General features: G+C 67.4%; 25 protein-coding genes. 22 read left to right on the forward strand and 3 right to left on the reverse strand.

Annotated elements, in window-relative coordinates; translation table 11 throughout:
* Window positions 1-52: 52 nt before the first annotated feature.
* On the forward strand, window positions 53-3,871 hold the full coding sequence (locus ESP70_RS07900) for a DNA-directed RNA polymerase subunit beta' (RefSeq protein WP_149688780.1): 3,819 nt from the start codon (window positions 53-55) through the stop codon (window positions 3,869-3,871).
* Between the two features lie 54 nt (window positions 3,872-3,925).
* Here the strand turns inward: ESP70_RS07900 and ESP70_RS07905 are convergent, their stop codons facing one another.
* Window positions 3,926-4,702, reverse strand: coding sequence for a cutinase family protein (locus tag ESP70_RS07905; RefSeq protein ID WP_149688781.1), 777 nt, complete (start codon window positions 4,700-4,702; stop codon window positions 3,926-3,928).
* Entirely contained in the window at window positions 4,699-5,796 is a 1,098-nt protein-coding gene (locus ESP70_RS07910) for an acyltransferase family protein (RefSeq protein WP_149688782.1), read from the reverse strand. Before ESP70_RS07910 ends, ESP70_RS07905 begins: the two co-directional genes overlap by 4 nt.
* Window positions 5,797-5,857: 61 nt before the next feature.
* On the opposite strand from ESP70_RS07910, the gene ESP70_RS07915 reads away from it, so the two are divergent.
* Complete coding sequence (locus ESP70_RS07915) at window positions 5,858-6,319, forward strand: NUDIX hydrolase (RefSeq protein WP_188110549.1); 462 nt, start codon at window positions 5,858-5,860, stop codon at window positions 6,317-6,319.
* Here ESP70_RS07915 and ESP70_RS07920 read toward each other — a convergent pair.
* The gene (locus ESP70_RS07920; protein WP_188110550.1) at window positions 6,298-7,428 is read right to left on the reverse strand and encodes a hypothetical protein; all 1,131 of its coding nucleotides are present in this window, start codon (window positions 7,426-7,428) and stop codon (window positions 6,298-6,300) included. The two genes, ESP70_RS07915 and ESP70_RS07920, sit on opposite strands and share 22 nt — an antisense overlap.
* A gap of 154 nt (window positions 7,429-7,582) precedes the next feature.
* Here ESP70_RS07920 and ESP70_RS07925 point away from each other — a divergent pair, with 154 nt between their 5' ends.
* From ESP70_RS07925 to rpsQ, 20 genes are all read left to right on the forward strand, one after another.
* Window positions 7,583-8,314 carry a GntR family transcriptional regulator gene (locus tag ESP70_RS07925; protein ID WP_188110551.1) on the forward strand — a complete coding sequence of 244 codons (732 nt, stop codon included), beginning with the start codon at window positions 7,583-7,585 and terminating at the stop codon, window positions 8,312-8,314.
* Between the two features lie 42 nt (window positions 8,315-8,356).
* Window positions 8,357-9,646 (forward strand): hydroxyacid-oxoacid transhydrogenase, encoded by a 1,290-nt coding sequence (locus ESP70_RS07930; protein WP_149688786.1) that lies wholly within the window; start codon window positions 8,357-8,359, stop codon window positions 9,644-9,646.
* On the forward strand, window positions 9,643-12,459 hold the full coding sequence (locus ESP70_RS07935) for an FAD-binding and (Fe-S)-binding domain-containing protein (RefSeq protein WP_246161970.1): 2,817 nt from the start codon (window positions 9,643-9,645) through the stop codon (window positions 12,457-12,459). The genes ESP70_RS07930 and ESP70_RS07935 overlap by 4 nt, the downstream gene beginning before the upstream one ends.
* A gap of 15 nt (window positions 12,460-12,474) precedes the next feature.
* Window positions 12,475-13,200, forward strand: coding sequence for a maleylpyruvate isomerase family mycothiol-dependent enzyme (locus ESP70_RS07940; RefSeq protein ID WP_149688788.1), 726 nt, complete (start codon window positions 12,475-12,477; stop codon window positions 13,198-13,200).
* 302 nt (window positions 13,201-13,502) lie between these two features.
* Complete coding sequence (gene rpsL / locus ESP70_RS07945; protein ID WP_056209459.1) at window positions 13,503-13,877, forward strand: 30S ribosomal protein S12; 375 nt, start codon at window positions 13,503-13,505, stop codon at window positions 13,875-13,877.
* Window positions 13,877-14,347 carry a 30S ribosomal protein S7 gene (gene rpsG, locus ESP70_RS07950; protein ID WP_056209454.1) on the forward strand — a complete coding sequence of 157 codons (471 nt, stop codon included), beginning with the start codon at window positions 13,877-13,879 and terminating at the stop codon, window positions 14,345-14,347. The genes rpsL and rpsG overlap by 1 nt, the downstream gene beginning before the upstream one ends.
* A gap of 68 nt (window positions 14,348-14,415) precedes the next feature.
* A complete protein-coding gene (fusA, locus tag ESP70_RS07955) occupies window positions 14,416-16,527 on the forward strand; it encodes an elongation factor G (protein ID WP_149688789.1) in 2,112 nt (703 codons plus the stop codon).
* A gap of 90 nt (window positions 16,528-16,617) precedes the next feature.
* Window positions 16,618-17,811, forward strand: a complete 1,194-nt coding sequence (tuf, locus tag ESP70_RS07960) for an elongation factor Tu (protein WP_056209450.1) — start codon at window positions 16,618-16,620, stop codon at window positions 17,809-17,811.
* Window positions 17,812-17,963: 152 nt separating this feature from the next.
* Entirely contained in the window at window positions 17,964-18,878 is a 915-nt protein-coding gene (locus ESP70_RS07965) for a cation diffusion facilitator family transporter (RefSeq protein ID WP_149688790.1), read from the forward strand.
* A 315-nt stretch (window positions 18,879-19,193) separates the two neighbouring features.
* Complete coding sequence (rpsJ, locus tag ESP70_RS07970; RefSeq protein ID WP_012923688.1) at window positions 19,194-19,502, forward strand: 30S ribosomal protein S10; 309 nt, start codon at window positions 19,194-19,196, stop codon at window positions 19,500-19,502.
* Between the two features lie 14 nt (window positions 19,503-19,516).
* A complete protein-coding gene (rplC, locus tag ESP70_RS07975; RefSeq protein WP_056399266.1) occupies window positions 19,517-20,173 on the forward strand; it encodes a 50S ribosomal protein L3 in 657 nt (218 codons plus the stop codon).
* 2 nt (window positions 20,174-20,175) lie between these two features.
* Window positions 20,176-21,138, forward strand: a complete 963-nt coding sequence (gene rplD, locus ESP70_RS20620; RefSeq protein WP_149688791.1) for a 50S ribosomal protein L4 — start codon at window positions 20,176-20,178, stop codon at window positions 21,136-21,138.
* Complete coding sequence (gene rplW, locus ESP70_RS07985; protein ID WP_056209441.1) at window positions 21,135-21,440, forward strand: 50S ribosomal protein L23; 306 nt, start codon at window positions 21,135-21,137, stop codon at window positions 21,438-21,440. The genes rplD and rplW overlap by 4 nt, the downstream gene beginning before the upstream one ends.
* A gap of 13 nt (window positions 21,441-21,453) precedes the next feature.
* Window positions 21,454-22,281 carry a 50S ribosomal protein L2 gene (rplB, locus tag ESP70_RS07990; RefSeq protein ID WP_056399264.1) on the forward strand — a complete coding sequence of 276 codons (828 nt, stop codon included), beginning with the start codon at window positions 21,454-21,456 and terminating at the stop codon, window positions 22,279-22,281.
* A gap of 17 nt (window positions 22,282-22,298) precedes the next feature.
* Window positions 22,299-22,580 carry a 30S ribosomal protein S19 gene (gene rpsS / locus ESP70_RS07995; protein WP_056209436.1) on the forward strand — a complete coding sequence of 94 codons (282 nt, stop codon included), beginning with the start codon at window positions 22,299-22,301 and terminating at the stop codon, window positions 22,578-22,580.
* The gene (rplV, locus tag ESP70_RS08000) at window positions 22,577-23,035 is read left to right on the forward strand and encodes a 50S ribosomal protein L22 (RefSeq protein WP_082530428.1); all 459 of its coding nucleotides are present in this window, start codon (window positions 22,577-22,579) and stop codon (window positions 23,033-23,035) included. Before rpsS ends, rplV begins: the two co-directional genes overlap by 4 nt.
* Window positions 23,035-23,883, forward strand: a complete 849-nt coding sequence (gene rpsC / locus ESP70_RS08005) for a 30S ribosomal protein S3 (protein ID WP_056209433.1) — start codon at window positions 23,035-23,037, stop codon at window positions 23,881-23,883. Before rplV ends, rpsC begins: the two co-directional genes overlap by 1 nt.
* On the forward strand, window positions 23,883-24,302 hold the full coding sequence (gene rplP / locus ESP70_RS08010) for a 50S ribosomal protein L16 (protein ID WP_056209431.1): 420 nt from the start codon (window positions 23,883-23,885) through the stop codon (window positions 24,300-24,302). Before rpsC ends, rplP begins: the two co-directional genes overlap by 1 nt.
* Window positions 24,302-24,526, forward strand: a complete 225-nt coding sequence (gene rpmC / locus ESP70_RS08015) for a 50S ribosomal protein L29 (RefSeq protein ID WP_056209429.1) — start codon at window positions 24,302-24,304, stop codon at window positions 24,524-24,526. Before rplP ends, rpmC begins: the two co-directional genes overlap by 1 nt.
* Window positions 24,523-24,810 (forward strand): 30S ribosomal protein S17, encoded by a 288-nt coding sequence (gene rpsQ / locus ESP70_RS08020; protein ID WP_056209425.1) that lies wholly within the window; start codon window positions 24,523-24,525, stop codon window positions 24,808-24,810. The genes rpmC and rpsQ overlap by 4 nt, the downstream gene beginning before the upstream one ends.
* The last annotated feature ends 4 nt before the right edge of the window (window positions 24,811-24,814 follow it).

Consider the following 24,814-nt stretch of genomic DNA (forward strand, 5'->3'; position numbering starts at 1 on the left):
TCCCCATCGCAACCACATCAGTTTTCAGAACAAGCAAGGGAAAGAAGACAACGTGCTCGACGTGAACTTCTTCGATCAGATCCGGATCGGTCTCGCGACCGCCGACGACATCCGCGGATGGTCGTTCGGTGAGGTCAAGAAGCCGGAGACGATCAACTACCGCACGCTCAAGCCCGAGCGTGACGGCCTCTTCTGCGAGAAGATCTTCGGTCCCACCCGGGACTGGGAGTGTTACTGCGGCAAGTACAAGCGCGTGCGCTTCAAGGGCATCATCTGCGAGCGCTGCGGCGTCGAGGTCACGCGGTCCAAGGTGCGCCGTGAGCGCATGGGCCACATCGAGCTCGCCGCTCCGGTCACGCACATCTGGTACTTCAAGGGTGTGCCCAGCCGGCTCGGCTACCTGCTCGACCTGGCCCCCAAGGACCTCGAGAAGGTCATCTACTTCGCGGCCTACATGATCACCAAGGTCGACGAGGACGCGCGTCACAAGGACCTGTCGAGCCTCGAGACCAAGATCGACCTCGAGCGCAAGCAGCTCGAGAGCCGTCGTGACAACGAGGTCAACGAGCGCATGCAGAAGCTCGAGGAAGACCTCAAGGAGCTCGAGGACGAGGGCGCCAAGGCCGACGCCAAGCGCAAGGTCAAGGACGCCGCCGAGCGCGAGGCCAAGCAGCGTCGCGACCGTACGCAGCGCGAGATCGACCGTCTGGACGAGGTCTGGAACCGCTTCAAGAACCTCAAGGTCCAGGACCTCGAGGGCGACGAGCTGCTCTACCGCGAGATGACGTACCGCTTCGGCAAGTACTTCGAGGGCTACATGGGCGCCACGGCGATCCAGAAGCGCCTGCAGGACTTCGACCTCGAGGCCGAGGCCGAGTCCCTGCGCGAGATCATCGCGACCGGCAAGGGTCAGAAGAAGACCCGCGCGCTCAAGCGCCTCAAGGTCGTCTCCGCGTTCCTCGGCAGCAGCAACGCGCCCGAGGGCATGGTCCTCGACGCCGTCCCGGTGATCCCGCCGGAGCTGCGTCCGATGGTCCAGCTCGACGGTGGACGTTTCGCGACGAGCGATCTCAACGATCTCTACCGCCGCGTGATCAACCGCAACAACCGGCTCAAGCGACTGCTCGACCTGGGTGCTCCGGAGATCATCGTCAACAACGAGAAGCGCATGCTGCAGGAGGCCGTCGACTCGCTGTTCGACAACGGCCGTCGTGGCCGTCCGGTCACCGGACCGGGCAACCGTCCGCTCAAGTCGATCTCCGACATGCTCAAGGGCAAGCAGGGTCGCTTCCGTCAGAACCTGCTCGGCAAGCGCGTCGACTACTCGGGCCGTTCGGTCATCATCGTCGGCCCGCAGCTCAAGCTGCACCAGTGCGGTCTGCCCAAGCAGATGGCGCTCGAGCTGTTCAAGCCGTTCGTCATGAAGCGGCTGGTCGACCTCAACCACGCGCAGAACATCAAGAGCGCCAAGCGCATGGTGGAGCGGGCTCGTCCGGTCGTGTGGGACGTCCTCGAAGAGGTCATCACCGAGCACCCCGTGCTGCTCAACCGCGCGCCCACGCTGCACCGTCTGGGCATCCAGGCGTTCGAGCCGCAGCTCATCGAGGGCAAGGCCATCCAGATCCACCCGCTCGTCTGCTCGGCCTTCAACGCCGACTTCGACGGTGACCAGATGGCCGTGCACCTGCCGCTGAGCGCGGAGGCGCAGGCCGAGGCCCGCATCCTGATGCTGTCGACCAACAACATCCTGAAACCGTCTGACGGCCGGCCGGTCACGATGCCGACCCAGGACATGATCATCGGTCTGTACTTCCTCACGCTCGAGCGTGCGGGGCACATCGGTGAGGGTCGCGCGTTCAGCTCGGTCTCGGAGGCCGTCATGGCGTTCGAGCGCGACGAGATCACGCTCCAGAGCCACGTCAAGATCCGCATCGGTGGCGAGACCGTCGAGACGACCCTCGGCCGGGCGATCTTCAACGAGGCGCTGCCCGAGGACTACCGCTACGTCAACTACCAGGTGGGCAAGAAGGAGCTCGGTGTCATCGTCAACGACCTCGCCGAGCGCTACTCCAAGGTCGACGTCGCCAACTCGCTCGACAACCTCAAGGACACCGGCTTCCACTGGGGCACGCGCTCCGGTGTGACGATCTCCATCGAGGACGTCGTGACCCCGGGCCGCAAGCCCGAGATCCTCGCGACCTACGAGACGCAGGCGGCCAAGGTCCAGACGCAGTTCGACCGCGGTCTCATCACCGAGGACGAGCGTCGTCAGGAGCTCATCGAGATCTGGACGCAGGCAACTGCCGAGGTCTCGGCCGAGATGGAGAAGGGTTTCCACGAGGACAACCCGATCTTCATGATGGTCGACTCCGGTGCCCGCGGAAACATGATGCAGGTCCGTCAGATCGCCGCCATGCGTGGTCTGGTCGCCAACCCCAAGGGCGAGATCATCCCTCGTCCCATCAAGGCCAACTTCCGCGAGGGCCTGTCGGTGGTCGAGTACTTCATCGCCACCCACGGTGCCCGCAAGGGACTCGCCGACACCGCACTCCGCACGGCCGACTCGGGCTACCTGACGCGTCGACTCGTCGACGTCAGCCAGGACGTCATCATCCGTGAGGACGACTGTGGCACCGAGCGCGGTCTGCCCAAGGTCATCGCGACGAAGCTCGACGACGGCCGTCTGGTCGCCGCCGAGAACGTCGAGACCTCGGCCTACTCGCGTTCGGCAGCTGTCGACGTCACCGACGCCAAGGGCACCGTGCTCGTCGCGGCCGGCGGCGACCTCGGCGACGTCGAGATCGAGCAGCTCATCGCTGCCGGTGTCGAGGAGATCAAGGTCCGTACGGTCCTGACGTGCGAGGCCAAGGCCGGCACGTGTGCCAAGTGCTACGGCCGTTCGCTCGCGACCGGCAAGCTCGTCGACATCGGTGAGGCGGTCGGCACCATCGCCGCCCAGTCGATCGGTGAGCCCGGCACGCAGCTGACGATGCGTACGTTCCACACCGGCGGTGTGGCCGGAGACGACATCACGCACGGTCTGCCGCGCGTCGTGGAGCTCTTCGAGGCGCGTCAGCCCAAGGGTCGTGCGCCGATCACCGAGTCCGCTGGCCGGGTCGAGATCGACGACTCCGACAAGACGCGCAAGCTCGTGGTGACGCCGGACGACGGTTCCGAGGTGCTCGAGTACCCCGTGACCAAGCGTTCGCGTCTGCTCATCGCCGACGGCGACCACGTCGAGGTCGGCCAGCAGCTCACGCACGGCACCCCGGATCCGCAGGAAGTCCTGCGCATCCTCGGTGTCCGCCGGGCGCAGGAGCACCTCGTGGACGAGGTCCAGGAGGTCTATCGCTCGCAGGGCGTGGCGATCCACGACAAGCACATCGAGATCATCGTGCGCCAGATGCTCCGTCGCGTGACGGTCATCGAGCAGGGCGCGTCGAACCTCATCCCGGGTGACCTGGTCGATCGGGCCAAGTTCGAGGAAGAGAACCGTCGCGTCGTCGCCGAGGGTGGCACCCCCGCCTCCGGCCGTCCGGTCCTGATGGGCATCACGAAGGCCTCGCTGGCCGTCGAGTCGTGGCTGTCGGCCGCTTCCTTCCAGGAGACGACCCGCGTCCTCACCGACGCCGCCATCCACGGCAAGTCGGATGCGCTGCGCGGCCTCAAGGAGAACATCATCATCGGCAAGCTCATCCCGGCTGGTACCGGTCTCGACCGTTACAAGAACATCCGGGTCGAGCCGACCGAAGAGGCTCGTCAGGCCGCCTACGCCGTCACCGGCTACGGCGACTACGACTACGGCTTCGGCGCTCCGGACTCCGCTCCGGTGCAGCTGGATGACTTCGACTTCACGTCGTACGAGAAGTAACCAGGCACCACACGTCAACAGCCCCCGGCCGATCGGTCGGGGGCTGTTGCCGTGTCAGAGCCCGCTCTTGCGCAGCAGTTCGGCCATCTGGCGCCCGGTCGACCGGGAGTGCGCCGGCGTCTCGTAGAAGTGCCGGTGGGTGTCGGACAGTGGACCCGAGTAGCCGCCAGGCGGCCAGTTGCAGATCTCGTCGCCGGTCGCGCAGAACTCGATCGTGACCGGCCGCAGGGCGCGGGGGACCGGAGGCCCGGCACCCAGCTTGCCCGGTCCCGGCGCTGCCTTCCCGTACGTCCACGAGGCGATCGCGTCATCAGGATTGCGGCGCGGGTCGGCGATCATCGCGACGAGGGCGACCTGTCGCGAGGCCGTCGCCGCCAGGCTCGTGACGAGCTCGTGCACCGCCTGTGCGCCTTGGCTGAAGCCGACGAGGGCGACCTTGCTGCGGGGGCACCGCTCGGCGAGCTGGGCCAGACGCGTGCGGGCCCGAGTGGCGCCGTCGTCGACGTACGCCTGGTAGATCGCGGCGCTGGGTGCGCTCTGCGCGCGATAGGGGATGCCCTCGAGACGTACGGTCGTCCCCGTCGTCCGGTGCAGGTCCCGGGACATCGCGCGCACGGTGCGGAGGATCTCCTGGCCCGAGCCGAAGTTCTTGTCGAGCGACTGGTCCGAGCCGCGAAGGCCGAGCACCACGAGGTCGGCGCATCCGGTCTTCACCAGGACCGGGACGGGCTTGTGGCTGGCGGACGGTGAGGGGTTCGACTCGTGGGCCGGGCTGGGGCTCGAGCACGCGGCAACGAGGAGCAGCGTCAGCGTCGCGGCGATCCGCTTCACGTGGCAGCGGTGGAACGATCGGTGGCCGGCTCCGGCGCCTTGGCGGAGGCCGGCTTCTCCACGGGCCTGAACAGCCAGTCCAGCCTGGGTTCGAAGATCGGCCGGAACACCGTGGCGATGGGCTTGGTCATGAGCAGGTTGGCCACCACGACCGCGATGAGCGAGCAGCCGATCACGGCACCCACGCCGAACCGGTCGACCCGGTCGAAGATCTCGAACTGGTACTGCAGGTACAAGATGATGTAGCCGTGGATCAGGTAGCAGTAGAACGTACGGCCGCCCAGCGCCGTGGTCCACGAGCGGCGACGGGGGACGAGTGAGAGCGCCGCGAACGTCAGCAGGAAGCCGATCACCAGCAGCTCGGCGCGTTGGGTGATGCCCTCGATCGGCGTGGCGCTGAGCGGGTTCTCGTCGTAGCGCTGCTTCCACAGCAACCAGTCGGTCGTCCAGTTCTTGGAGTAGACGTAACAGATCAGCAGCGCCGAGCCGAGCACGACGACGGACGCCGCCCGCACGCGAGGGGTCGTGAGCCGTTCGAACCGCTCGCGGCTCATGTGCAGCCCGACGACGTAGAACGGCAGGAAGCCCAGGATCTTGGGCAGCGCGAGCACGTTGGGGACTTCGATCAGCCCGACCAGCAGCGAGATCACGATCGACGTCGTGATGGGGTACTTCAACGCGCGCCAGATCGGCGTCGTCAGCCGCCAGACGAACAGGGCCGCCATGAACCAGGCGAGCCACTGCGGGGACAGGATCATCAGGGGATCGGGCTCGCCGGTGTAGTGCCGGGTGATGAGCTGCATCGTGGTCTCGACCAGGAGATAGGGCACGACCAGCGTGCTGACGATGCGGCGCACCTGGCGGGCATCGCCCATGTAGCGGCGCGCCGTGTAGCCCGAGATCAGGATGAAGAACGGCATGTGGAACGAGTAGATCCACACGTAGACCCCGCGTGCGGAGTCCATGTCGGTGAACTGGGTGAGCGAGTGGCCGATCACGACGAGGAGCATGACCCAGTAGCGGGCGTTGTCGAGGTAGGCCACGCGCTCCTTGGCCGGAGACGTGGTGACGGGCAACGGTTCGAGCGCACTCATTGTGATTGACTCTATAAGCACTGTCTGAACGTGCACTGTGACGCATCAGTGGGGAGCACGAGTGGTCGATCCGTCCCGTACCCAGCGCCTGGGTGCGTACGCCGTCGCGCTCGACGCCGGCCGCCTCCTGCTGACCCGCATCTCGCCGATCGGCTATCCCGCCGGCACCTGGACCCTCCCCGGTGGGGGCGTCGACCACGGGGAGTCGCCGAACGATGCCGTACGACGTGAGCTCTACGAGGAGGCCGGTCTCGAGGCGATCAGCGCCCGGCTCGTCGACGTGCACCACGTGCACATCGTCGAGGTCGGCCGCGGCGACCAGTACGAGGACTACCACGGCGTGCACCTGCTCTACGCGGTCGAGGTCGATCCCGCGATCGAGCCGCACGTCGTCGACGTCGACGGCACGACGGATCTCGTCCGTTGGGTGCCGATCGAGGAGATCGGCTCAGTCACCCGCCCCGTGCTGCCCATGGTGACCCATGCGCTGGAGCACCTGGATCAGTTCGACGTCGGCTCGTAGAACAGCACGCTGTAGTTGCCGCGCGCCGACAGGACGTAGGTCGCCCGCGCCGTGCCGCCGTTCTTGGTGCGCGTCGAATAGGTCGTGCTGACCTCGTTGAGGTCCTCGACGACATCCTTGCTGATGCGACCGTTGGGGCTGTTGGCAAGGACGTACTGCTCGGCGGTGACGTCGGCGTCGACGGCGCGCTTGGCGGTGATGACGACGAAGCTCGGGTGGTAGCCACTCAGCAGGATCGTCGCAGAGGTCGGCGCGGTCCAGCCGTTGAGCAGCTTGCTGGTCGCCGGGGCGTCCTCGTCCATCTTGGGCCAGATCAGCCCTGACTTCTCCGGCTCGGAGTCGATGCTCTTGACGCCGTCGAGCGAGTTGGACTCGCGCGACAGCTGGCCCTTGCGGGGCTCTCCGACGTACTCGACCGAGATCGTCATGACGGGGCGGGTCAGGTCCGAAGGGCCCGACGTACGGGTCGCGATCTTGCCGGGGTCGACCGTCATCACGACGCGGATCTCGCGGTCACCCTGGGCGATGCCCTGGATCGCGAGGCGGCACTTGGTGATGCGGCGCTGCGCCGAGCTGCAGTAGTTGCCGAGGTCGTCGGTCGAGACGCCCGAGTCGGGCAGCAGGGCGGCGATCTGCGCGAGCATGCGACGTACGACATCGGACGGATCGCCGTCGATGCGCATGAGCGAGACCGTCGAGTCCGGCTTGGGCGGGTCGTCGAGCAGCTTGAACGTGTCGTCGCTCGGCCGGGTGTCGGGTGTCGGGGTGGTGGGCGTCGTCGGGGTGCCCTCGCTGGCCTTCTCGGCCGCCTTGTCACGAGCCTCGGCATCCTTCTGCGCCTGTGCTGCCTTGAGCTCAGGCAGGTAAGCGGCGATGAGCCGGGCGCTGCGGTAGCGGATCAGAGGGCCGAGCTGCGTCGCGCCTCGCGGTACCTGGAGGCCGTACGTGATGGGGCTCTCGGGCCCCGACTCGTGCTCGGTGACGTCCGGCGGCTGGGTCGTGGTGCGCGTCGAGGTCGGCGTGGGCGTACCGGCAGATCCACCGTCGCAGGCCGCGACCAACGTCAGCGCGACCAGTGACAACATCACCCGGAAGCAGCGAGACTTCATGCAATCCCCTCGTCGGATCCCCATGGGGGACGTGGTCGGTCAGGCGTTCCGAGCAGCGCCATTGCGACGAGATCTCGTGCACCAACACCACACGATATCGTTCCCGCCCAAGGGAGCGGACCGTACGGTCCCGGCGTCCGGAGAGGAGAACGCGATGGCCGCTCGGGTCACGACGACCGATCGCGTGCTCGCGTCGTTGCGCGAGTCGATCCTGTCCGGCGAGTTCCCGGCGGGCTCGCTGCACTCGATCTATCGTCTCGCCGACCTGCTCGAGGTGTCCCGTACGCCCGTGCGTGAAGCCGTCCTGCGGCTCGCCGACCTCGGACTGGTGACGATCGAGCGCAACCGCGGCGTACGCATCCGGGGTGTGTCCGTGACGGACGTGCGCTCGGTGTTCGAGCTGCGACTCATGATCGAGGTGCCGGCGGCCGCATATGCCGCGGCACACGCGACCGACGACGACGTACGCCTGCTGGAGGCCGAGCTCGACGGGATGCGAGACGCGGCGACGGCTGGTGACGAGTCGGCGTTCACGGTCCACGACCGAGCGCTCCACGAGACGATCGGGGCGGTTCTCGGCAACCAGAGGGCACAGCACGAGGTCGCCGCGCTCCGCGACTCCATCCAGACCCGCGGCGCCTCGACCCTGCACCGCTCACGCGGCATGCCGGAGATCCTCGGCGAGCACGTCCCGATCGTGACGGCGATCGCTGCGCGCGACGCCACTGCGGCGGCGCGGCACATGGAGGAGCACCTGGTCTCGACCGCGTCGCTCCTCATGGCCCAGGCGGCCACTCCAGACGACCCGGCGCCGGAGTCCGGTTGGGCCGATCGCCTGCGCCCGCACCTGTACGTCCCGGATGGAGCGGCCTCGCCACCGGAGTAGCATGCTAGTACGCTGGACGCGTCGATCCGAAGGAGCAGCACCGTGCCGAGCTTTCATCCCGCACGCCCCGAGACCGTGTTCACGTACGGTGCTCCGGGTCTGAAGTTCGGCGTCGGAGCGCGACACGAGCTGGGGCACGACCTCGCGCAGCTCGACGCGAGGCGGGTCCTGATCGTCACCGACCCGGGCGTCGCTGCGACCGGTGCGCCGGGGGAGATCGCCGAGTCCCTGAGGGCCGCGTCGATCGAGGCGGTCGTGTTCGACCGGTCCAGGGTCGAGCCAACCGACGCCAGCCTGGTCGAGGCGATCGACTTCGCCCGCGCCGAGGGACCGTTCGACGCCATCGTGGCGATCGGTGGCGGGAGCAGCATCGACACCGCCAAGGCGGTCAACCTGCTGACGACCAATGACGGTGAGCTGATGGACTACGTCAACGCACCGGTCGGCCGCGCCAGGGCGCCGAAGCAGCCGCTGCTGCCTCTCATCGCGCTGCCCACCACGACCGGGACCGGCAGCGAGAGCACGACGATCTGTGTGCTCGACGTCGTCAGCCAGCACGTCAAGACCGGCATCTCCCACGCCCGGCTCCGGCCGACCCTCGCAGTCGTCGACCCCGAGCTGACGTTGACGCAGCCGGCCGGCGTGACCGCGGCAGCCGGTCTCGACATCCTGTGCCACGCCCTCGAGAGCTACACGGCGCGGCCCTTCGAGTCGTACGAGCACAAGCAGGCCGACGAGCGGGTGCCCTATTGCGGCGCCAACCCGATCGCCGACATGTGGTCCGAGAAGGCACTGAGCCTCATGGCCTCGTCCTTCCGGGCGGCCGTACGCGACGGCGACGACCTGGCGGCTCGCACCGAGGTCGCGATGGCGGCGACGTTCGCGGGGCTCGGCTTCGGCAACGCCGGCGTGCACATCCCGCACGCCAACGCGTATCCGATCGCGGGTCAGGTCCGCGACTTCCGGCCGGCCGACTATCCCGCGGACCATGCGATGGTGCCGCACGGGATGGCGGTGTCGCTGACCGCGCCGGCCGCGTTCCGCTACACGTTCGCGGCGTCGCCCGAGCGCCACCTCCGGGCTGCCGACCTGCTCGCCCCCGGCGCCGATCGTCCTGACGACCCGGCCGAAGCGCTCCCTCAGGTGCTGGCCGCGATCATGCGCGACGTCGGCATCCCGGCGGGCATCGGCGCCGTCGGCTTCACGTCCGGCGACATCGACTCCCTCGTCGAGGGCACCATGAAGCAGCAGCGGCTGCTCGCGACCGCCCCGCTCGAGGTCACCGAGGACGCCGTCGCGACGATCCTCGACGAGTCGATCGAGCTGTGGTGAGCTCCGTCGAGGTCGCGACCCGGGACGTCGTCGCCGAGCTGCGCAAGCTGGGTGTCGCGGAGGTCGACGACACCACCTTGGCCCGTGCGCTCTACAGCACCGACGCGTCGCTCTACCGCGTCATCCCGCAGGTCGTCGTCCGCCCGCGCAGCGTCGAGGAGGTGCTCGCGACCGTCGAGGCCTGCCGCCTGACCGGTACGCCCCTGACCTCGCGCGGCGCCGGCACGTCGATCGCCGGCAACGCGGTCGGCACGGGCGTCGTCATCGACTTCACCCGGCACCTCAACCGGGTCCACGACATCGACGTCGAGGCCCGCACGGCCCGTGTGGATCCCGGGACGGTCCACGCCGTGCTCCAGAAGGCGGCCTCGCCGTTCGGTCTGCGCTTCGGCCCGGACCCCTCGACCCACACCCGCTGCACCGTCGGCGGCATGATCGGCAACAACGCCTGCGGCTCGCGTGCGCTGGCCTATGGGCGCACGGCGGACAACGTCGTGGGCCTGGATGTCGTGACGATGGCGGGGGAGCAGCTCTCGGTGACCGCCGGAGGGCGCACAGAGTCACCGACCCTCGACCGGCTCGACGAGGTCGTGCAGGGCGGCCTCGGCGTGATCCGCACGGAGTTCGGCAGGTTCGGCCGGCAGGTCTCCGGCTACAGCCTCGAGCACCTGCTGCCCGAGCGCGGCTTCGACGTCGCGACCTTCCTCGCCGGCACCGAAGGCACCCTCGCGACGATGACGTCGGCGACCGTGAGGCTCGTCGAGGATCCGCCGCACCGGCAGATCCTCGTGCTCGGCTACGCATCGATGGCCGATGCCGCCGACGACGTCCCGGCACTCCTGCCGTTCGGCCCGACCGCGTGCGAGGGCCTCGACTCCCGCATCGTCGACGTCTTCCGCATGCACAAGGGTTCGGTGCCCGAGCTGCCCCGCGGCCAGGGCTGGCTGTTCGTCGAGATCTCCGGCGACGATCCTGGCCTCGTCGCCGACACCGTGCAGCGTGCTTCGGCAGCGTCCTCGGCCATCGCGAGCCGGGTCGTCACCGACGTGCGCGAGCAAGCCGTGCTCTGGCGCATCCGCGAGGAGGGCGCCGGCCTCGCGACCCGCACCTTGCCGGGCAAGGCGCTGTCGGGCTGGGAGGACGCCGCCGTGCCGCCCGACAAGCTCGGCACCTATCTGCGCGAGTTCGAGTCGCTCCTTCGCGACCGGGGACTCGACGGCGTTCCCTACGGTCATTTCGGTGACGGCTGCATCCACATCCGGATCGACTTCCCACTCGATGCTCCGGGCGGCAAGGAGGTGTTCCGGTCGTTCATGTTCGACGCCGCGTCACTCGTCGCGTCGCACGGTGGATCGTTCTCCGGCGAGCACGGCGACGGTCGAGCGCGGTCCGAGCTGCTGCACCTGATGTACTCCGCCGAGGCGATCGACCTGTTCGCCCAGGTCAAGGCGGTGCTCGACCCCGATGACCTGCTCAACCCTGGCGTCCTCGTACGCCCGCGACCGGTCGACGCAGACCTCCGTGGGCCGGAGTCCTCACTGGACCGCCTCGACGGCAGGCTGGGCCTGCGGCTGCTGCACGACGACGGTGACTTCGGCAAGGCGGTCCACCGCTGCACCGGCGTCGGCAAGTGCATCGCCGACAACGCCGGGTCCAACGGCGTCATGTGCCCCTCCTTCCAGGCGACCCGCAACGAGAAGGACTCGACTCGCGGGCGCGCCCGGGTGCTGCAGGAGATGATCGACGGCCGCCTCGTGACGGGAGGGTTCCGTGCCGCAGAGGTCCACGAGGCCCTCGACCTGTGCCTGTCGTGCAAGGGGTGCGCCTCGGACTGCCCGACCGGCACTGACATGGCGACCTACAAGTCCGAGGTGCTGCACCAGTCGTACAAGGGGCGTCTCCGCCCGCGCAGTCACTACATCCTCGGCCGGCTGCCGTTCTGGGCGCGCGTCACCTCGCCGATCGCCTGGCTCGCCAACCTCGGCCTCCGCACGCCCGGCGTCCGGTCCCTCGCCCGCTGGGCGGCCGGCGTCGACCAGCGGCGCAGCCTGCCGACGTTCGCGCGGGGGAGCCTGAGTCGCTGGGCCCGCCGGCGTACGCCCGTCGCCGACGCGCCACGCGGCCGCGTGCTGCTGTGGGCCGACTCGTTCACCGACTTCTTCTCGACCGAGGGCGGCAAGGCAGCCGTACGTGTTCTCGAGGGCGCCGGCTACCGCGTCGAGCTCCTCGCCCGATCCGCGTGCTGCGGGCTGACGTGGATCACGACCGGACAGCTGGACAAGGCGCGGTCGATCGTCGGCAACGCCGTCGCGCAGCTTCATCCGTACGTCATGGAGGGCGTGCCGGTCGTGGGCCTCGAGCCGTCGTGCCTGGCCGTCCTGCGCTCGGACGCCGTCGAGCTGCTCGATGACCCACGCGCCGTCGACGTGGCCCGCGGCGTGTTCACCCTGTCGGAGCTGCTGCAGCGGACCGAGGGCTGGCGTGCGCCCGACCTCACGGGCACGACACTCGTCGTGCAGCCGCACTGCCACCAGGCGTCGGTGCTCGGGTTCGAGGCGGACCTGGCGATCATGCAGTCGACCGGCGCCACGATCCAGCGGCTGTCAGGCTGCTGCGGACTCGCCGGCAACTTCGGTGTCGAGAAGGGCCACTACGAGGTCTCGGTCGCGGTCGCCGAGCAGCAGCTGCTGCCTGCGGTTCGTAACGCTGGCGACAGCGCGATCGTTGTCGCTGACGGATTCTCCTGCAGGACTCAGCTGGACGACCTAGCCTCAATAGACGCGCTGCACCTGGCGCAGCTCCTCGACCCCTGACCGGAAGCTGGCGACATGGATCACATGCTCGAGCTCGGCTCGGCCATGTCCCGGTTCGCCGAGCTCGTCGGCAAGGCGGCGGGAGACGAGCCCGTCCCCGCGTGCCAGGCGTGGAACGTCCGCGACCTGACGACCCACCTCGGCACGATCCATCGTTGGGCCGCCGCGACGGTGCTGAGCGGCCAGCGGCTCCACGAGCCGGAGCCGATCGTCACCGAACCCGTCGTCGAGTGGTACGCCGGCACCGCTACAGCCCTGCTCAGTGCGCTGCAGGCCGTCAGCCCCGACGAGCCCGTCCCCAACTTCTCGTACGTCGGTGAGCGGGCCGCGTTCTGGGCTCGCCGGCAGATGCACGAGACGACGGTGCACGCGGTCGATGCCGCGCAGTCCCTGGGCATCCACGAGGACGACTGGGGGATCGCCGCATCGGTCGCCGCCGACGGCGTCGACGAGGTCCTCCAGGTGTTCTTCCCGCGGATGACCGCCCGCCGCCAGCGCCCTGACGTACGTTCGCGGATCCGGCTGGTCGCCACCGACACCCACCAGTCCTGGCTGATCGCGCCCGGCGACGGCGACCTGGGCCCGCCGATCCAGCTGCACCCCTCGCTGGATGCCGACGGATCCGTGAGTGGCACCGCCGCCGAGCTCTACCTCGGCCTCTGGAAGCGGGTGGGCCCCGAGCGGCTCGACTTCGAGGGCGTCGACGGACGCATCCTGTTCGACGGTCCCATCACGCCCTGACCGGTCGATCCTTGAACTTGTCGGCCCCCGCTCCTTGAGCCTGTCGAAAGGATTTCCCCTGCCTTTTGACTGAACTCACGAGGTTTCGACAGGTGGGCGCTGCGCGCCGGCACGCTCAACGTCCCTCGACGCTCGCTCGCAGAGCACGCTCGGTCGAGTGATTTGGAAGTACCCGAGGCTGCCCGGTAGTATTGGCTGCTGTGCCTGAACCACTCAGGCCGATGCACGCATCCTGCCGGATTACCCGGTGGCGAGTGCATCACGACTCATGGCTCACACCAGTCAGAAGAAGGAAGTTTGTAGTGCCCACGATCAACCAGCTGGTCCGCAAGGGCCGCCAGCGCAAGGTCGTCAAGACGACGACTCCCGCGCTCAAGGGTTCGCCTCAGCGCCGCGGTGTCTGCACCCGCGTCTACACCACCACTCCGAAGAAGCCCAACTCCGCGCTCCGCAAGGTGGCCCGCGTGAAGCTCTCGAGTGGCACCGAGGTCACTGCATACATTCCGGGCGAGGGCCACAACCTGCAGGAGCACTCGATCGTGCTCGTGCGTGGTGGCCGAGTCAAGGACCTTCCCGGTGTCCGTTACAAGATCGTGCGCGGCGCCCTGGACACGCAGGCCGTCAAGGGCCGCAAGCAGGCTCGCAGCCGTTACGGCGCGAAGAAGGAGAAGAGCTAATGCCTCGTAAGGGTCCGGCAACCAAGCGCCCCGTCGAGACTGACCCCGTCTACGGGAGCCAGCTCGTCACCTCGCTCATCAACAAGGTCCTGGTCGACGGCAAGAAGCAGGTCGCCCAGCGCATCGTCTACACCGCGCTCGAAGGCACCCGCGAGAAGTCCGGCACCGATCCGGTCATCACGCTCAAGCGTGCGCTCGACAACGTCAAGCCGTCGATCGAGGTCAAGAGCCGCCGCGTCGGTGGCGCGACCTATCAGGTCCCGATCGAGGTTCGCGCGGTCCGCCAGAACACGCTGGCGCTGCGTTGGCTCGTCAGCTTCGCTGGCGCCCGTCGCGAGAAGACCATGGCCGAGCGCCTCATGAACGAGCTGCTCGACGCCTCCAACGGTCTCGGCGGCGCCGTCAAGAAGCGTGAGGACACGCACAAGATGGCCGAAGCCAACAAGGCCTTCGCTCACTACCGCTGGTAAGTCAGCAACACATTCACCCGTCGCCGTGACCCGGCGATGCTCCGCAACAAAGGAAAGCGACCAAACTCGTGGCAACCGACATCACCACCGACCTCAACAGGGTCCGCAACATCGGCATCATGGCGCACATCGATGCCGGCAAGACCACGACGACCGAACGCATCCTCTTCTACACCGGTATCAACTACAAGATCGGTGAGGTCCACGACGGCGGCGCCACGATGGACTGGATGGAGCAGGAGCAGGAGCGCGGCATCACGATCACGTCCGCCGCGACGACCTGCTGGTGGAAAGACAACCAGATCAACATCATCGACACCCCCGGTCACGTCGACTTCACCGTCGAGGTCGAGCGCAACCTGCGCGTCCTCGACGGTGCCGTCGCCGTGTTCGACGGTGTCGCCGGCGTCGAGCCGCAGTCCGAGACCGTCTGGCGTCAGGCCGACAAGTACGGCGTCCCGCGCATGTGCTTCGTCAACAAGCTCGACCGCACCGGCGCCAGCTTCGACTACTGCGTCAAGACGATCCGTGAGCGCCTCGGCGCGACGGCCCTCGTCCTGCAGGTCCCGATCGGTGCCGAGGGCGACTTCATCGGCGTCGTCGACCTGATCGGCAACCGCGCGCTCGTCTGGCGTGGCGAGACCGCGATCGGTGAGGACTACGAGGTCGAAGAGATCCCCGCAGACCTCGTCGACAAGGCTGCGGCTGCTCGCACCGAGATGATCGAGACGCTCGCCGACCACGACGACGAGTTCGCCGAGGCCTACCTCGACGGCGTCGACATCACCCCCGAGCTGCTCAAGCCCGCGATCCGTCGCGCGACGCTGGCCGCCAAGCTCAACCCGGTCCTGTGCGGCACGGCGTTCAAGAACAAGGGCGTCCAGCCCCTGCTCGACGCGGTCATCGACTACCTGCCCTCGCCGATCGACGTCGGCGCCATCACGGGCCTCGACCCGCGTGACGAGAGCAAGACCGACACGCGCGAGCCCAAGGAGAGCGAGCCGTTCGCGGCACTGGCGTTCAAGATCGCGTCGGACCCGCACCTCGGCAAGCTGACCTACCTGCGCATCTACTCGGGTCGCCTCGAGGCCGGCAGCACGGTCATCAACGTGACCAAGGGCCGCAAGGAGCGCATCGGCAAGATCTACCAGATGCACGCCAACAAGCGTGCCGAGATCGCCGCCGTCGGCGCCGGTCAGATCGTTGCCGTCATGGGTCTCAAGGACACCACGACCGGTGAGACACTGGCCGACCCCAACAAGCAGATCGTCCTCGAGTCGATGACGTTCCCGGCTCCCGTGATCCAGGTCGCGATCGAGCCCAAGACCAAGAGCGACCAGGAGAAGCTCGGCACCGCGATCCAGCGGCTCGCCGAGGAGGACCCGACGTTCCAGGTCCACACCGACGAAGAGACCGGTCAGACGATCATCGCCGGCATGGGCGAGCTTCACCTCGACATCCTGGTCGACCGCATGAAGCGCGAGTTCAACGTCGAGGCCAACGTCGGCAAGCCGCAGGTCGCCTACCGCGAGACGATCAAGCGCAAGGTCGAGAACGTCAGCTACACCCACAAGAAGCAGACGGGTGGCTCGGGCCAGTTCGCCAAGGTCATCATCAGCATCGAGCCGACCGGCGTCTCCGTCGGTGGCGAGGGTGGCTACGAGTTCGTCAACAACGTCTCGGGTGGCCGCGTCCCCCGCGAGTACATCCCGTCGGTCGGCGCCGGAGCCGAGGATGCCATGCAGTTCGGCGTCCTCGCCGGCTACCAGATGGTCGACGTCAAGGTGACTCTCGAGGACGGCGCCTACCACGACGTCGACTCCTCGGAGCTCGCGTTCAAGCTTGCTGGCTCGATGGCTTTCAAGGAAGCCGCGCGCAAGGCCGATCCGGTGATCCTCGAACCCACGTTCGCGGTCGAGGTCACCACGCCCGAGGACTACATGGGCGACGTGATCGGCGACCTCAACTCTCGCCGTGGCCAGGTAAACGCCATGGAAGAGGGCATGGGAGGCGTCAAGATCGTCAAGGCGATCGTCCCCCTGTCCGAGATGTTCGGGTACGTCGGCGACCTGAGGTCCAAGACCTCGGGCCGTGCGTCATACTCGATGCAGTTCGACTCCTACGCGGAGGTTCCCAAGAACGTCGCGGAAGAGATCATCAAAAAGGCCCGCGGCGAGTAGCAGCGGTCCATCTCATAAGATGGCCTGAGGCTTCCGTACGGCGGGACCCAACGGCGTTCAACAGCAACCAATTCGAAGAAGGAGCCCCAAGTGGCTAAGGCGAAGTTCGAGCGGACCAAGCCGCACATGAACATCGGCACCATCGGTCACATCGACCACGGTAAGACGACTCTTACCGCGGCGATCACCAAGGTGCTGCACGACAAGTACCCCGACCTGAACGAGGCCTCGGCCTTCGATCAGATCGACAAGGCGCCCGAAGAGAAGCAGCGCGGCATCACGATCTCCATCTCGCACGTCGAGTACCAGACCGAGAACCGCCACTACGCGCACGTCGACTGCCCGGGTCACGCTGACTACGTCAAGAACATGATCACCGGTGCGGCTCAGATGGACGGCGCGATCCTCGTGGTCGCCGCCACCGACGGCCCCATGCCCCAGACGCGCGAGCACGTGCTGCTCGCCCGCCAGGTCGGCGTGCCGGCGATGGTCGTCGCGCTCAACAAGTGCGACATGGTCGACGATGAAGAGATCCTCGAGCTCGTCGAGCTCGAGGTCCGTGAGCTCCTGAGCGATCAGGAGTTCGACGGCGACAACGTCCCCGTCGTCAAGGTCGCCGCTCACCCGGCGCTCCAGGGCGACGCCAAGTGGGGCGAGTCGATCCTCGAGCTCATGCAGGCTGTCGACGACTACATCCCGATGCCTCCCCGCGAGACCGACAAGCCGTTCCTCATGCCCGTCGAGGACGTCTTCACGATCACGGGTCGTGGCACGGTCATCACCGGTCGCATCGAGCGCGGCATCATCAAGGTCAACGAGACCGTTGACATCGTCGGCATCCGCGAGGACAAGCAGACGACGACGGTCACCGGCATCGAGATGTTCCGCAAGCTGCTCGACGAGGGCCAGGCCGGCGAGAACGTCGGACTGCTCCTGCGTGGCACCAAGCGCGAGGACGTCGAGCGCGGCATGGTCATCATCGCGCCCGGCTCCACGACTCCCCACACGGAGTTCGAGGGCCAGGTCTACATCCTGTCCAAGGAAGAGGGTGGCCGTCACACGCCGTTCTTCAACAACTACCGTCCGCAGTTCTACTTCCGCACCACGGACGTCACCGGCGTCGTCACGCTGCCCGAGGGCACCGAGATGGTCATGCCCGGCGACAACACCGAGATGAGCGTTCAGCTGATCCAGCCGATCGCGATGGAGGAAGGCCTCCGCTTCGCCATCCGCGAGGGTGGTCGCACGGTGGGCGCCGGACGCGTCACGAAGATCAACAAGTGAGCTAGCCACACCAGCTCATCGAGAGCCCCGTCCTGCTTCGGCAGGGCGGGGCTCTCGGCATACCGGACGGCCTTGCTGGGAGTGGTTCCCGGTCGCGTCCTTTTGGCGGACAGCGGCTCGTTGTTTTCGCAACACCGCCCTATCCTTAATGCATGGGACACGACCACGCGCACGGTGCCGGCGCGGCGCACCGCGGCCGGCTGGCGCTGGTCCTTGCGCTGTCGGTCGGCGTCCTGGTCGTCGAGGCCGTGGTCGCCTGGCTCACCGGCAGTCTCGCGCTGCTGGCCGACGCCGGGCACATGCTGGGCGACTCCTTCGGCATCGTGATGGCGCTCGCGGCGATCACGGTCGCGCAACGCGGCGGGGGTCCGGGTTCGCGGCGCACGTTCGGCTACTCCCGCACCGAGGTGCTCGCCGCCGGCGCCAACGGTCTCATCCTGCTCGGGCTGGCCGCCTGGGTCACCTACAGCGCGATTCGCCGCTTCGGGGACTCGCCGGAGCTCGAGGGCGGGCTGATCCTGGTGGCCGGCGGCATCGGCCTGGTGGTCAACCTCATCGGCCTGCTGCTGCTCCGACACGGCGCGCAGGAGAGCATCAACGTCCGCGGTGCCTATCTCGAGGTGCTGGGCGATGCCCTGGGGTCGGTCGCGGTCCTGGTCTCGGCCACGGTCATCTTGTTGACCGACTGGTATCCCGCCGACGCCATCGCCTCACTCGTGATCGCAGCGATGATCGTGCCACGCGCGATCTCGCTGCTCAGGGAGGTGGCCGAGGTGCTGCTGGAGTCGACGCCTCGCGATGTCGACCTGGGCGAGCTGCGCCAGCACATCCTGGCGATGGACGGGGTCAAGGACGTCCACGACCTGCACGTATGGACCATCACGTCCGGGATGCCGGTCATGAGCGCGCACGTCGTGGTGGAGGACTCGGTCACCGAGATGAACGACGCGCACGGCGTCCTCGACCGGCTGCGCGGCTGTCTGGCCGAGCACTTCGACGTCGAGCACTCGACATTCCAGATCGAGCCCGCAGGCCACGTGGACTCCGAGAGCCACGTGCATCACTAGCGCCCGGCTAGCACCTCGCGGCCTCGATTTGTATTAACCACGACGGGTCTGTCAGAATAGTTCGGTTGCTCCGGCTCGATCGCTGGGGCGCCGAACGTCCGGCCTCTCACGCCGATCATGACGCCGGTGCCGAACCTGAGATCGAGCTTGTCCCGCTGAAAGCGGGTCCAACCACCTAACTCGACAAGTGTGTGACGTATGCGCCCATGTGGCCGCGACACGCCCGACCTCGGGGGTCGGCGGGAGGGAGGAGCCTTTCTCCCTCGATCCGGGGCGAGACTGCGAAGCGAACGAACGTAAAGGACAAGCGAGAGCATGGCGGGACAAAAAATCCGTATCCGGCTCAAGGCCTACGACCACGAGGTCATTGACTCGTCGGCGCGCAAGATCGTCGACACGGTGACGCGCACGGGCGCCAAGGTCGCAGGACCGGTGCCGTTGCCCACCGAGAAGAACGTGTTCTGCGTGATCCGTTCGCCGCACAAGTACAAGGACAGCCGCGAGCACTTCGAGATGCGCACGCACAAGCGCCTCATCGACATCATTGACCCGACGCCGAAGACAGTCGACTCGCTCATGCGCCTCGACCTGCCTGCCGGCGTCGACATCGAGATCAAGCTCTGAGGGGGACAGCGACCATGAGCTCCAGCAGCACTGCAACCACGCGCGGCCTCCTCGGCCGCAAGCTCGGCATGACCCAGGTCTGGGATGCCGACAACAAGATCGTTCCCGTCACCGTGATCGCTGCCGACACCAACGTCGTCACGCAGATCCGTACGCGTGAGACCGACGGCTACTCCGCGGTCCAGCTCGGCTTCGGCGAGATCGACGGCCGCAAGGTCAACAAGCCCGTCGCCGGGCACCTCGCCAAGGCCGGTGTGACGCCTCGCCGCCACATCGTCGAGATCCGCACCGAGGCCATCTCGGACTACACGCTGGGCCAGGAGGTCTCCCCGGAGATCTTCGCCGCTGGTGACGTCGTCGACGTGACCGCGACCAGCAAGGGCAAGGGCTTCGCGGGTGTCATGAAGCGCCACGGCTTCCACGGTGTCGGCGCCTCGCACGGTGCGCACCGCAACCACCGCAAGCCCGGCTCGATCGGTGGCTGCGCCACCCCGGGTCGTGTCTTCAAGGGCCTCCGCATGGCTGGCCACATGGGCGCCGAGCAGGTCACGACGCAGAACCTCAAGGTTCACGCCGTCGACACCGACAAGGGCGTCATCCTCATCAAGGGCGCCGTACCCGGCCCCAAGGGTGCACTCGTCGTCATCCGCTCCGCCGTGAAGGGAGCCTGATCATGGCAAAGACCATCGATGCTCAGCTGCCTGTCGACATCTTCGACGTGCAGGTCAACATCCCGCTGATCCACCAGGTCGTCGTGGCGCAGCTCGCCGCGGCTCGCCAGGGCACGCACAGCACCAAGACGCGTGGCGAGGTGTCCGGCGGTGGCAAGAAGCCGTACCGCCAGAAGGGCACCGGCCGCGCTCGTCAGGGCTCGATCCGCGCACCCCAGTACAACGGTGGTGGCATCGTGCACGGCCCGACGCCGCGCTCGTACGACCAGCGCACGCCCAAGAAGATGAAGGCCGCCGCCCTGCGCGGGGCCCTCTCGGACCGGGCTCGTTCGGGTCGCCTGCACGTGGTCGACAGCATCGTCGCCGGCGACAAGCCGTCGACCAAGCTGGCACTGGCCGCGCTGCGCGAGCTCACGCCGCGTCCCCGCGTGCTGATCGTCGTGGACCGTGACGACACGATCACGTCGCTCAGCCTGCGCAACGCCGGCGAGACCGTCATCCTGACGTTCGACCAGGTCAACACCTACGACGTGCTGCTCAGTGACGACATCGTCTTCACCCAGTCCGCGTTCGACGCCTTCGTGGCGGCGCGCTCGGCCGAGGGCGTCAAGACGATCGCCCTGAGCGCGGCGGCGACCGAGGTCGACGCCCGCGACGCCAAGCCTGCGGCCAAGAAGGCGCCCGCCAAGAAGGCGCCGGCCAAGAAGGCTGCGGCCACCGAGGCAGTCGCCGACGAGGACAAGCCGGCCAAGAAGGCGCCCGCCAAGAAGGCGCCTGCGAAGGCAGCCGACGAGGCACCCGCCAAGAAGGCCAGCACCGCCAAGAAGGCGCCGGCCAAGAAGGCTGCTGCCGACGAGGACAAGCCGGCCAAGAAGGCTGCTGCCAAGAAGGCCCCCGCGGCCAAGAAGGCGCCCGCCAAGAAGACCGCTGCCAAGAAGGCCGCACCCGGAGGCGATGACAAGTGAGCACGATCCACAAGGACCACCGCGACATCCTGATCGCGCCGGTCGTCAGCGAGAAGAGCTACGGCCTGCTCGATGACAACAAGTACACCTTCGTGGTGCACCCGGACGCCAACAAGACGGAGATCAAGATCGCCGTCGAGAAGATCTTCGGCGTCAAGGTCACCGCGGTCAACACGCTCAACCGCAAGGGCAAGACCCGTCGCACGCGTTCGGGACTCGGCAAGCGCAAGGACACCAAGCGAGCCATCGTGAGTGTCGCCGCAGGCCAGAGCATCGACATCTTCTCGAGCCCGAGCAACTGAGGACTGAGGACTTATGGCTATTCGCAAATACAAGCCGACAACTCCGGGCCGTCGTGGCTCGAGCGTTGCCGACTTCGCCGAGATCACCCGCACGACGCCTGAGAAGTCGCTGACGGAGCCGCTGCCCAAGAAGGGCGGCCGCAACAACCAGGGACGCATCACCACGCGTCACCAGGGTGGCGGTCACAAGCGCGCTTACCGCATCATCGACTTCCGTCGCTACGACAAGGACGGCGTGCCGGCCAAGGTCGCTCACATCGAGTACGACCCCAACCGCACCGCGCGCATCGCGCTCCTGCACTATGCCGATGGCGAGAAGCGCTACATCATCGCGCCCGAGGGTCTCAAGCAGGGCATGACGGTCGAGTCCGGCGTCGGTTCCGACATCAAGGTCGGCAACAACCTGCCCCTGCGCAACATCCCCGTGGGCACGCTGATCAACGGCATCGAGCTGCGGCCGGGCGGTGGCGCCAAGATGGGCCGCTCCGCCGGCACCAAGGTGCAGCTCGTCGCCAAGGAGGGCAACAAGGCGCAGCTGCGTCTGCCCTCCGGCGAGATGCGTTACGTCGACGTCCGCTGCCGCGCCACGATCGGCGAGGTCGGCAACGCCGAGCAGTCCAACATCAACTGGGGCAAGGCCGGACGCAACCGCTGGAAGGGCAAGCGCCCGACCGTCCGCGGTGTCGCCATGAACCCGGTCGACCACCCGCACGGTGGTGGTGAGGGCAAGACGTCCGGTGGACGTCACCCCGTCTCCCCGTGGGGCAAGCCGGAAGGCCGTACGCGCAAGCGCAAGGCCAGCGACTCCCAGATCGTCCGCCGCCGCAAGTCCGGCCGCTGAGAAGGATTGGTTAACAGATGCCACGCAGTTTGAAGAAGGGCCCGTTCGTTGACGGGCACCTCGAGAAGAAGGTCGACGCGCAGAACGCCGCCGACACTCACACCGTGATCAAGACCTGGTCGCGTCGCTCGATGATCCTGCCGTCCTTCATCGGACACACGATCGCCGTGCACGACGGCCGCAAGCACGTGCCCGTGTTCATCACGGACTCGATGGTGGGTCACAAGCTGGGCGAGTTCGCCCCGACCCGCACGTTCCGCGGTCACGAGAAGGACGACCGGAAGGCGAAGAGGCGATGAGTGCAGCTACCCGTGAGAGCATCAGTGCTCGACGTGAGCGTCTGCTGGGCGACGAGCCCGGTGCGTTCGCCGTCGCGCGCTTCGTGCGCGTCACCGCGCAGAAGTCGCGCCGCATCGCGGACCTGATCCGCGGCGACTCGGTCGACAACGCGCTGGCCACCCTGCAGTTCGCGCCGCAGGCCGTCGCCGAGAACTTCTACAAGCTCGTCGACAGCGCCGCGGCCAACGCCGAGACGACTGAAGGCCTCAACCGTTCGGACCTGGTCATCACCGTGGTCCAGGTCGACGAGGGCCCGACGATGAAGCGTTGGCGCCCGCGCGCCAAGGGTGCGGCCAACCGCATCCTCAAGCGCAGCAGCCACCTGACCGTGGTCGTGCAGCCCCGCGAGGTCGTTCAGGCCAAGCTGGACGCGGCCAACATCAAGAACTCCAAGAAGAAGGGCGGGAACCGATAGTGGGACAGAAAATCAACCCGCACGGGTTCCGACTGGGCATCTCGACGGATCACAAGAGCCGTTGGTACGCCGACAAGCTCTACAAGAGCTACGTCGGCGAGGACGTCAAGATCCGCAAGATGCTCACCAAGGGCATGGACCGCGCCGGCATCAGCCGTGTCGAGATCGAGCGCACGCGTGACCGCGTACGTGTCGACATCCACACCGCCCGTCCCGGCATCGTCATCGGCCGCCGTGGCGCCGAGGCCGACCGCATCCGCGGCGACCTCGAGAAGCTCACCGGCAAGCAGGTGCAGCTGAACATCCTCGAGGTCAAGAACCCCGAGATGGATGCGCAGCTCGTCGCCCAGGGCGTTGCCGAGCAGCTGTCGGGTCGCGTGCAGTTCCGTCGCGCGATGCGCAAGGCCATGCAGACGACGATGCGCAGTGGCGCCAAGGGCATCCGCATCCAGTGCTCGGGTCGTCTCGGCGGCGCCGAGATGTCCCGCTCGGAGTTCTACCGCGAGGGCCGCGTGCCCCTGCACACGCTCCGCGCTGACGTCGACTACGGCTTCTACGAGGCCAAGACGACCTTCGGCCGCATCGGCGTGAAGGTCTGGATCTACAAGGGCGAGGTCGCGGGCACCCGCGCCGAGCGCGAGGCCGAAGCGGCCAAGCGTGCGGCCGCTCCCGGCAGCAACCGTCGTCCCGCCCGTGGTGGCGCCGCCGGTGGCGCGCGTCGCCCCGAGCGTCCCGCCCGTGAGGACGCCGCTCCGGCGGCCGACGCCGCTGCTGCGGCTCCGGCCACCGAGGCCGCCGCAACCGTTGCCGCGCCCGCCGCTGCAGCACCTGAAGGAGGGGAGAGCTGATGTTGATGCCCCGCAGGGTCAAGTACCGCAAGCAGCACCACCCCACGCGCCGCGGCGCGGCCAAGGGTGGCACCGAGCTTGCGTTCGGTGACTACGGCATCCAGTGCGTGACCGCCGCCTACGTGACGAACCGTCAGATCGAGTCCGCTCGTATCGCCATGACGCGTCACATCAAGCGTGGCGGCAAGGTCTGGATCAACATCTACCCGGACCGTCCGCTCACGAAGAAGCCTGCCGAGACCCGCATGGGTTCCGGCAAGGGTTCGCCTGAGTGGTGGGTCGCCAACGTCAAGCCCGGACGCGTCATGTTCGAGCTGTCGGGTGTCTCTGAGGAGGTTGCTCGCGAGGCCATGCGTCGCGCGATCCACAAGCTCCCCATGAAGGCCCGATTCATCACCCGAGAGACAGGTGAGCTGTGATGGCGCAGCACACAACCGCAGCAGAGCTGCGCAGCGTCGCTTCCGACGACCTGGCGGCCAAGCTGTCGGAGGCCAAGGAAGAGCTGTTCAACCTGCGCTTCCAGAACGCCACCGGTCAGCTCGACAACACCGCCCGGCTTCGGGCAGTGCGCAAGGACATCGCCCGGATCTACACCGTCATGCGTGAGCGCGAGCTCGGCATCGTCGAGGAGGTCCAGGCATGACCGACAAGAACCAGAAGGACGAGGCAGTGACCGAACGTACAGCGCGCAAGACCTTCGAGGGGCTCGTTGTCAGCGACAAGATGGACAAGACCGTCGTGGTCAACGTCGAGGAGCGCGTCAAGCACGCGCGCTACGGCAAGGTCCTGCGTCGCAACATCAAGTTCAAGGCTCACGACGAGGCGAACGACGCCGGCATCGGTGACCGTGTCCTGATCATGGAGACACGTCCACTGTCCGCCACCAAGCGTTGGCGCATCGTGGAGATCCTCGAGAAGGCCAAGTAGGAGA

It is taken from the genome of Aeromicrobium ginsengisoli, from assembly GCF_004134905.2.
In the GTDB taxonomy this organism is placed as follows: domain Bacteria; phylum Actinomycetota; class Actinomycetes; order Propionibacteriales; family Nocardioidaceae; genus Aeromicrobium; species Aeromicrobium ginsengisoli.

Excerpts from the sequence above, each read along its gene's own strand:
- rplC (WP_056399266.1), top strand. The coding sequence starts at position 19,517 with ATGAGCTCCAGCAGCACTGCAACCACGCGCGGCCTCCTCGGCCGCAAG.
- rplP (WP_056209431.1), top strand. The coding sequence starts at position 23,883 with ATGTTGATGCCCCGCAGGGTCAAGTACCGCAAGCAGCACCACCCCACG.
- rpsQ (WP_056209425.1), top strand. The coding sequence starts at position 24,523 with ATGACCGACAAGAACCAGAAGGACGAGGCAGTGACCGAACGTACAGCG.
- rplD (WP_149688791.1), top strand. The coding sequence starts at position 20,176 with ATGGCAAAGACCATCGATGCTCAGCTGCCTGTCGACATCTTCGACGTG.
- ESP70_RS07920 (WP_188110550.1), bottom strand. The coding sequence starts at position 7,428 with ATGAAGTCTCGCTGCTTCCGGGTGATGTTGTCACTGGTCGCGCTGACG.
- rplB (WP_056399264.1), top strand. The coding sequence starts at position 21,454 with ATGGCTATTCGCAAATACAAGCCGACAACTCCGGGCCGTCGTGGCTCG.
- ESP70_RS07940 (WP_149688788.1), top strand. The coding sequence starts at position 12,475 with ATGGATCACATGCTCGAGCTCGGCTCGGCCATGTCCCGGTTCGCCGAG.
- rplV (WP_082530428.1), top strand. The coding sequence starts at position 22,577 with ATGAGTGCAGCTACCCGTGAGAGCATCAGTGCTCGACGTGAGCGTCTG.
- ESP70_RS07925 (WP_188110551.1), top strand. The coding sequence starts at position 7,583 with ATGGCCGCTCGGGTCACGACGACCGATCGCGTGCTCGCGTCGTTGCGC.
- rpsS (WP_056209436.1), top strand. The coding sequence starts at position 22,299 with ATGCCACGCAGTTTGAAGAAGGGCCCGTTCGTTGACGGGCACCTCGAG.
- rpsG (WP_056209454.1), top strand. The coding sequence starts at position 13,877 with ATGCCTCGTAAGGGTCCGGCAACCAAGCGCCCCGTCGAGACTGACCCC.
- ESP70_RS07965 (WP_149688790.1), top strand. The coding sequence starts at position 17,964 with ATGGGACACGACCACGCGCACGGTGCCGGCGCGGCGCACCGCGGCCGG.
- ESP70_RS07910 (WP_149688782.1), bottom strand. The coding sequence starts at position 5,796 with ATGAGTGCGCTCGAACCGTTGCCCGTCACCACGTCTCCGGCCAAGGAG.
- rpmC (WP_056209429.1), top strand. The coding sequence starts at position 24,302 with ATGGCGCAGCACACAACCGCAGCAGAGCTGCGCAGCGTCGCTTCCGAC.
- rpsJ (WP_012923688.1), top strand. The coding sequence starts at position 19,194 with ATGGCGGGACAAAAAATCCGTATCCGGCTCAAGGCCTACGACCACGAG.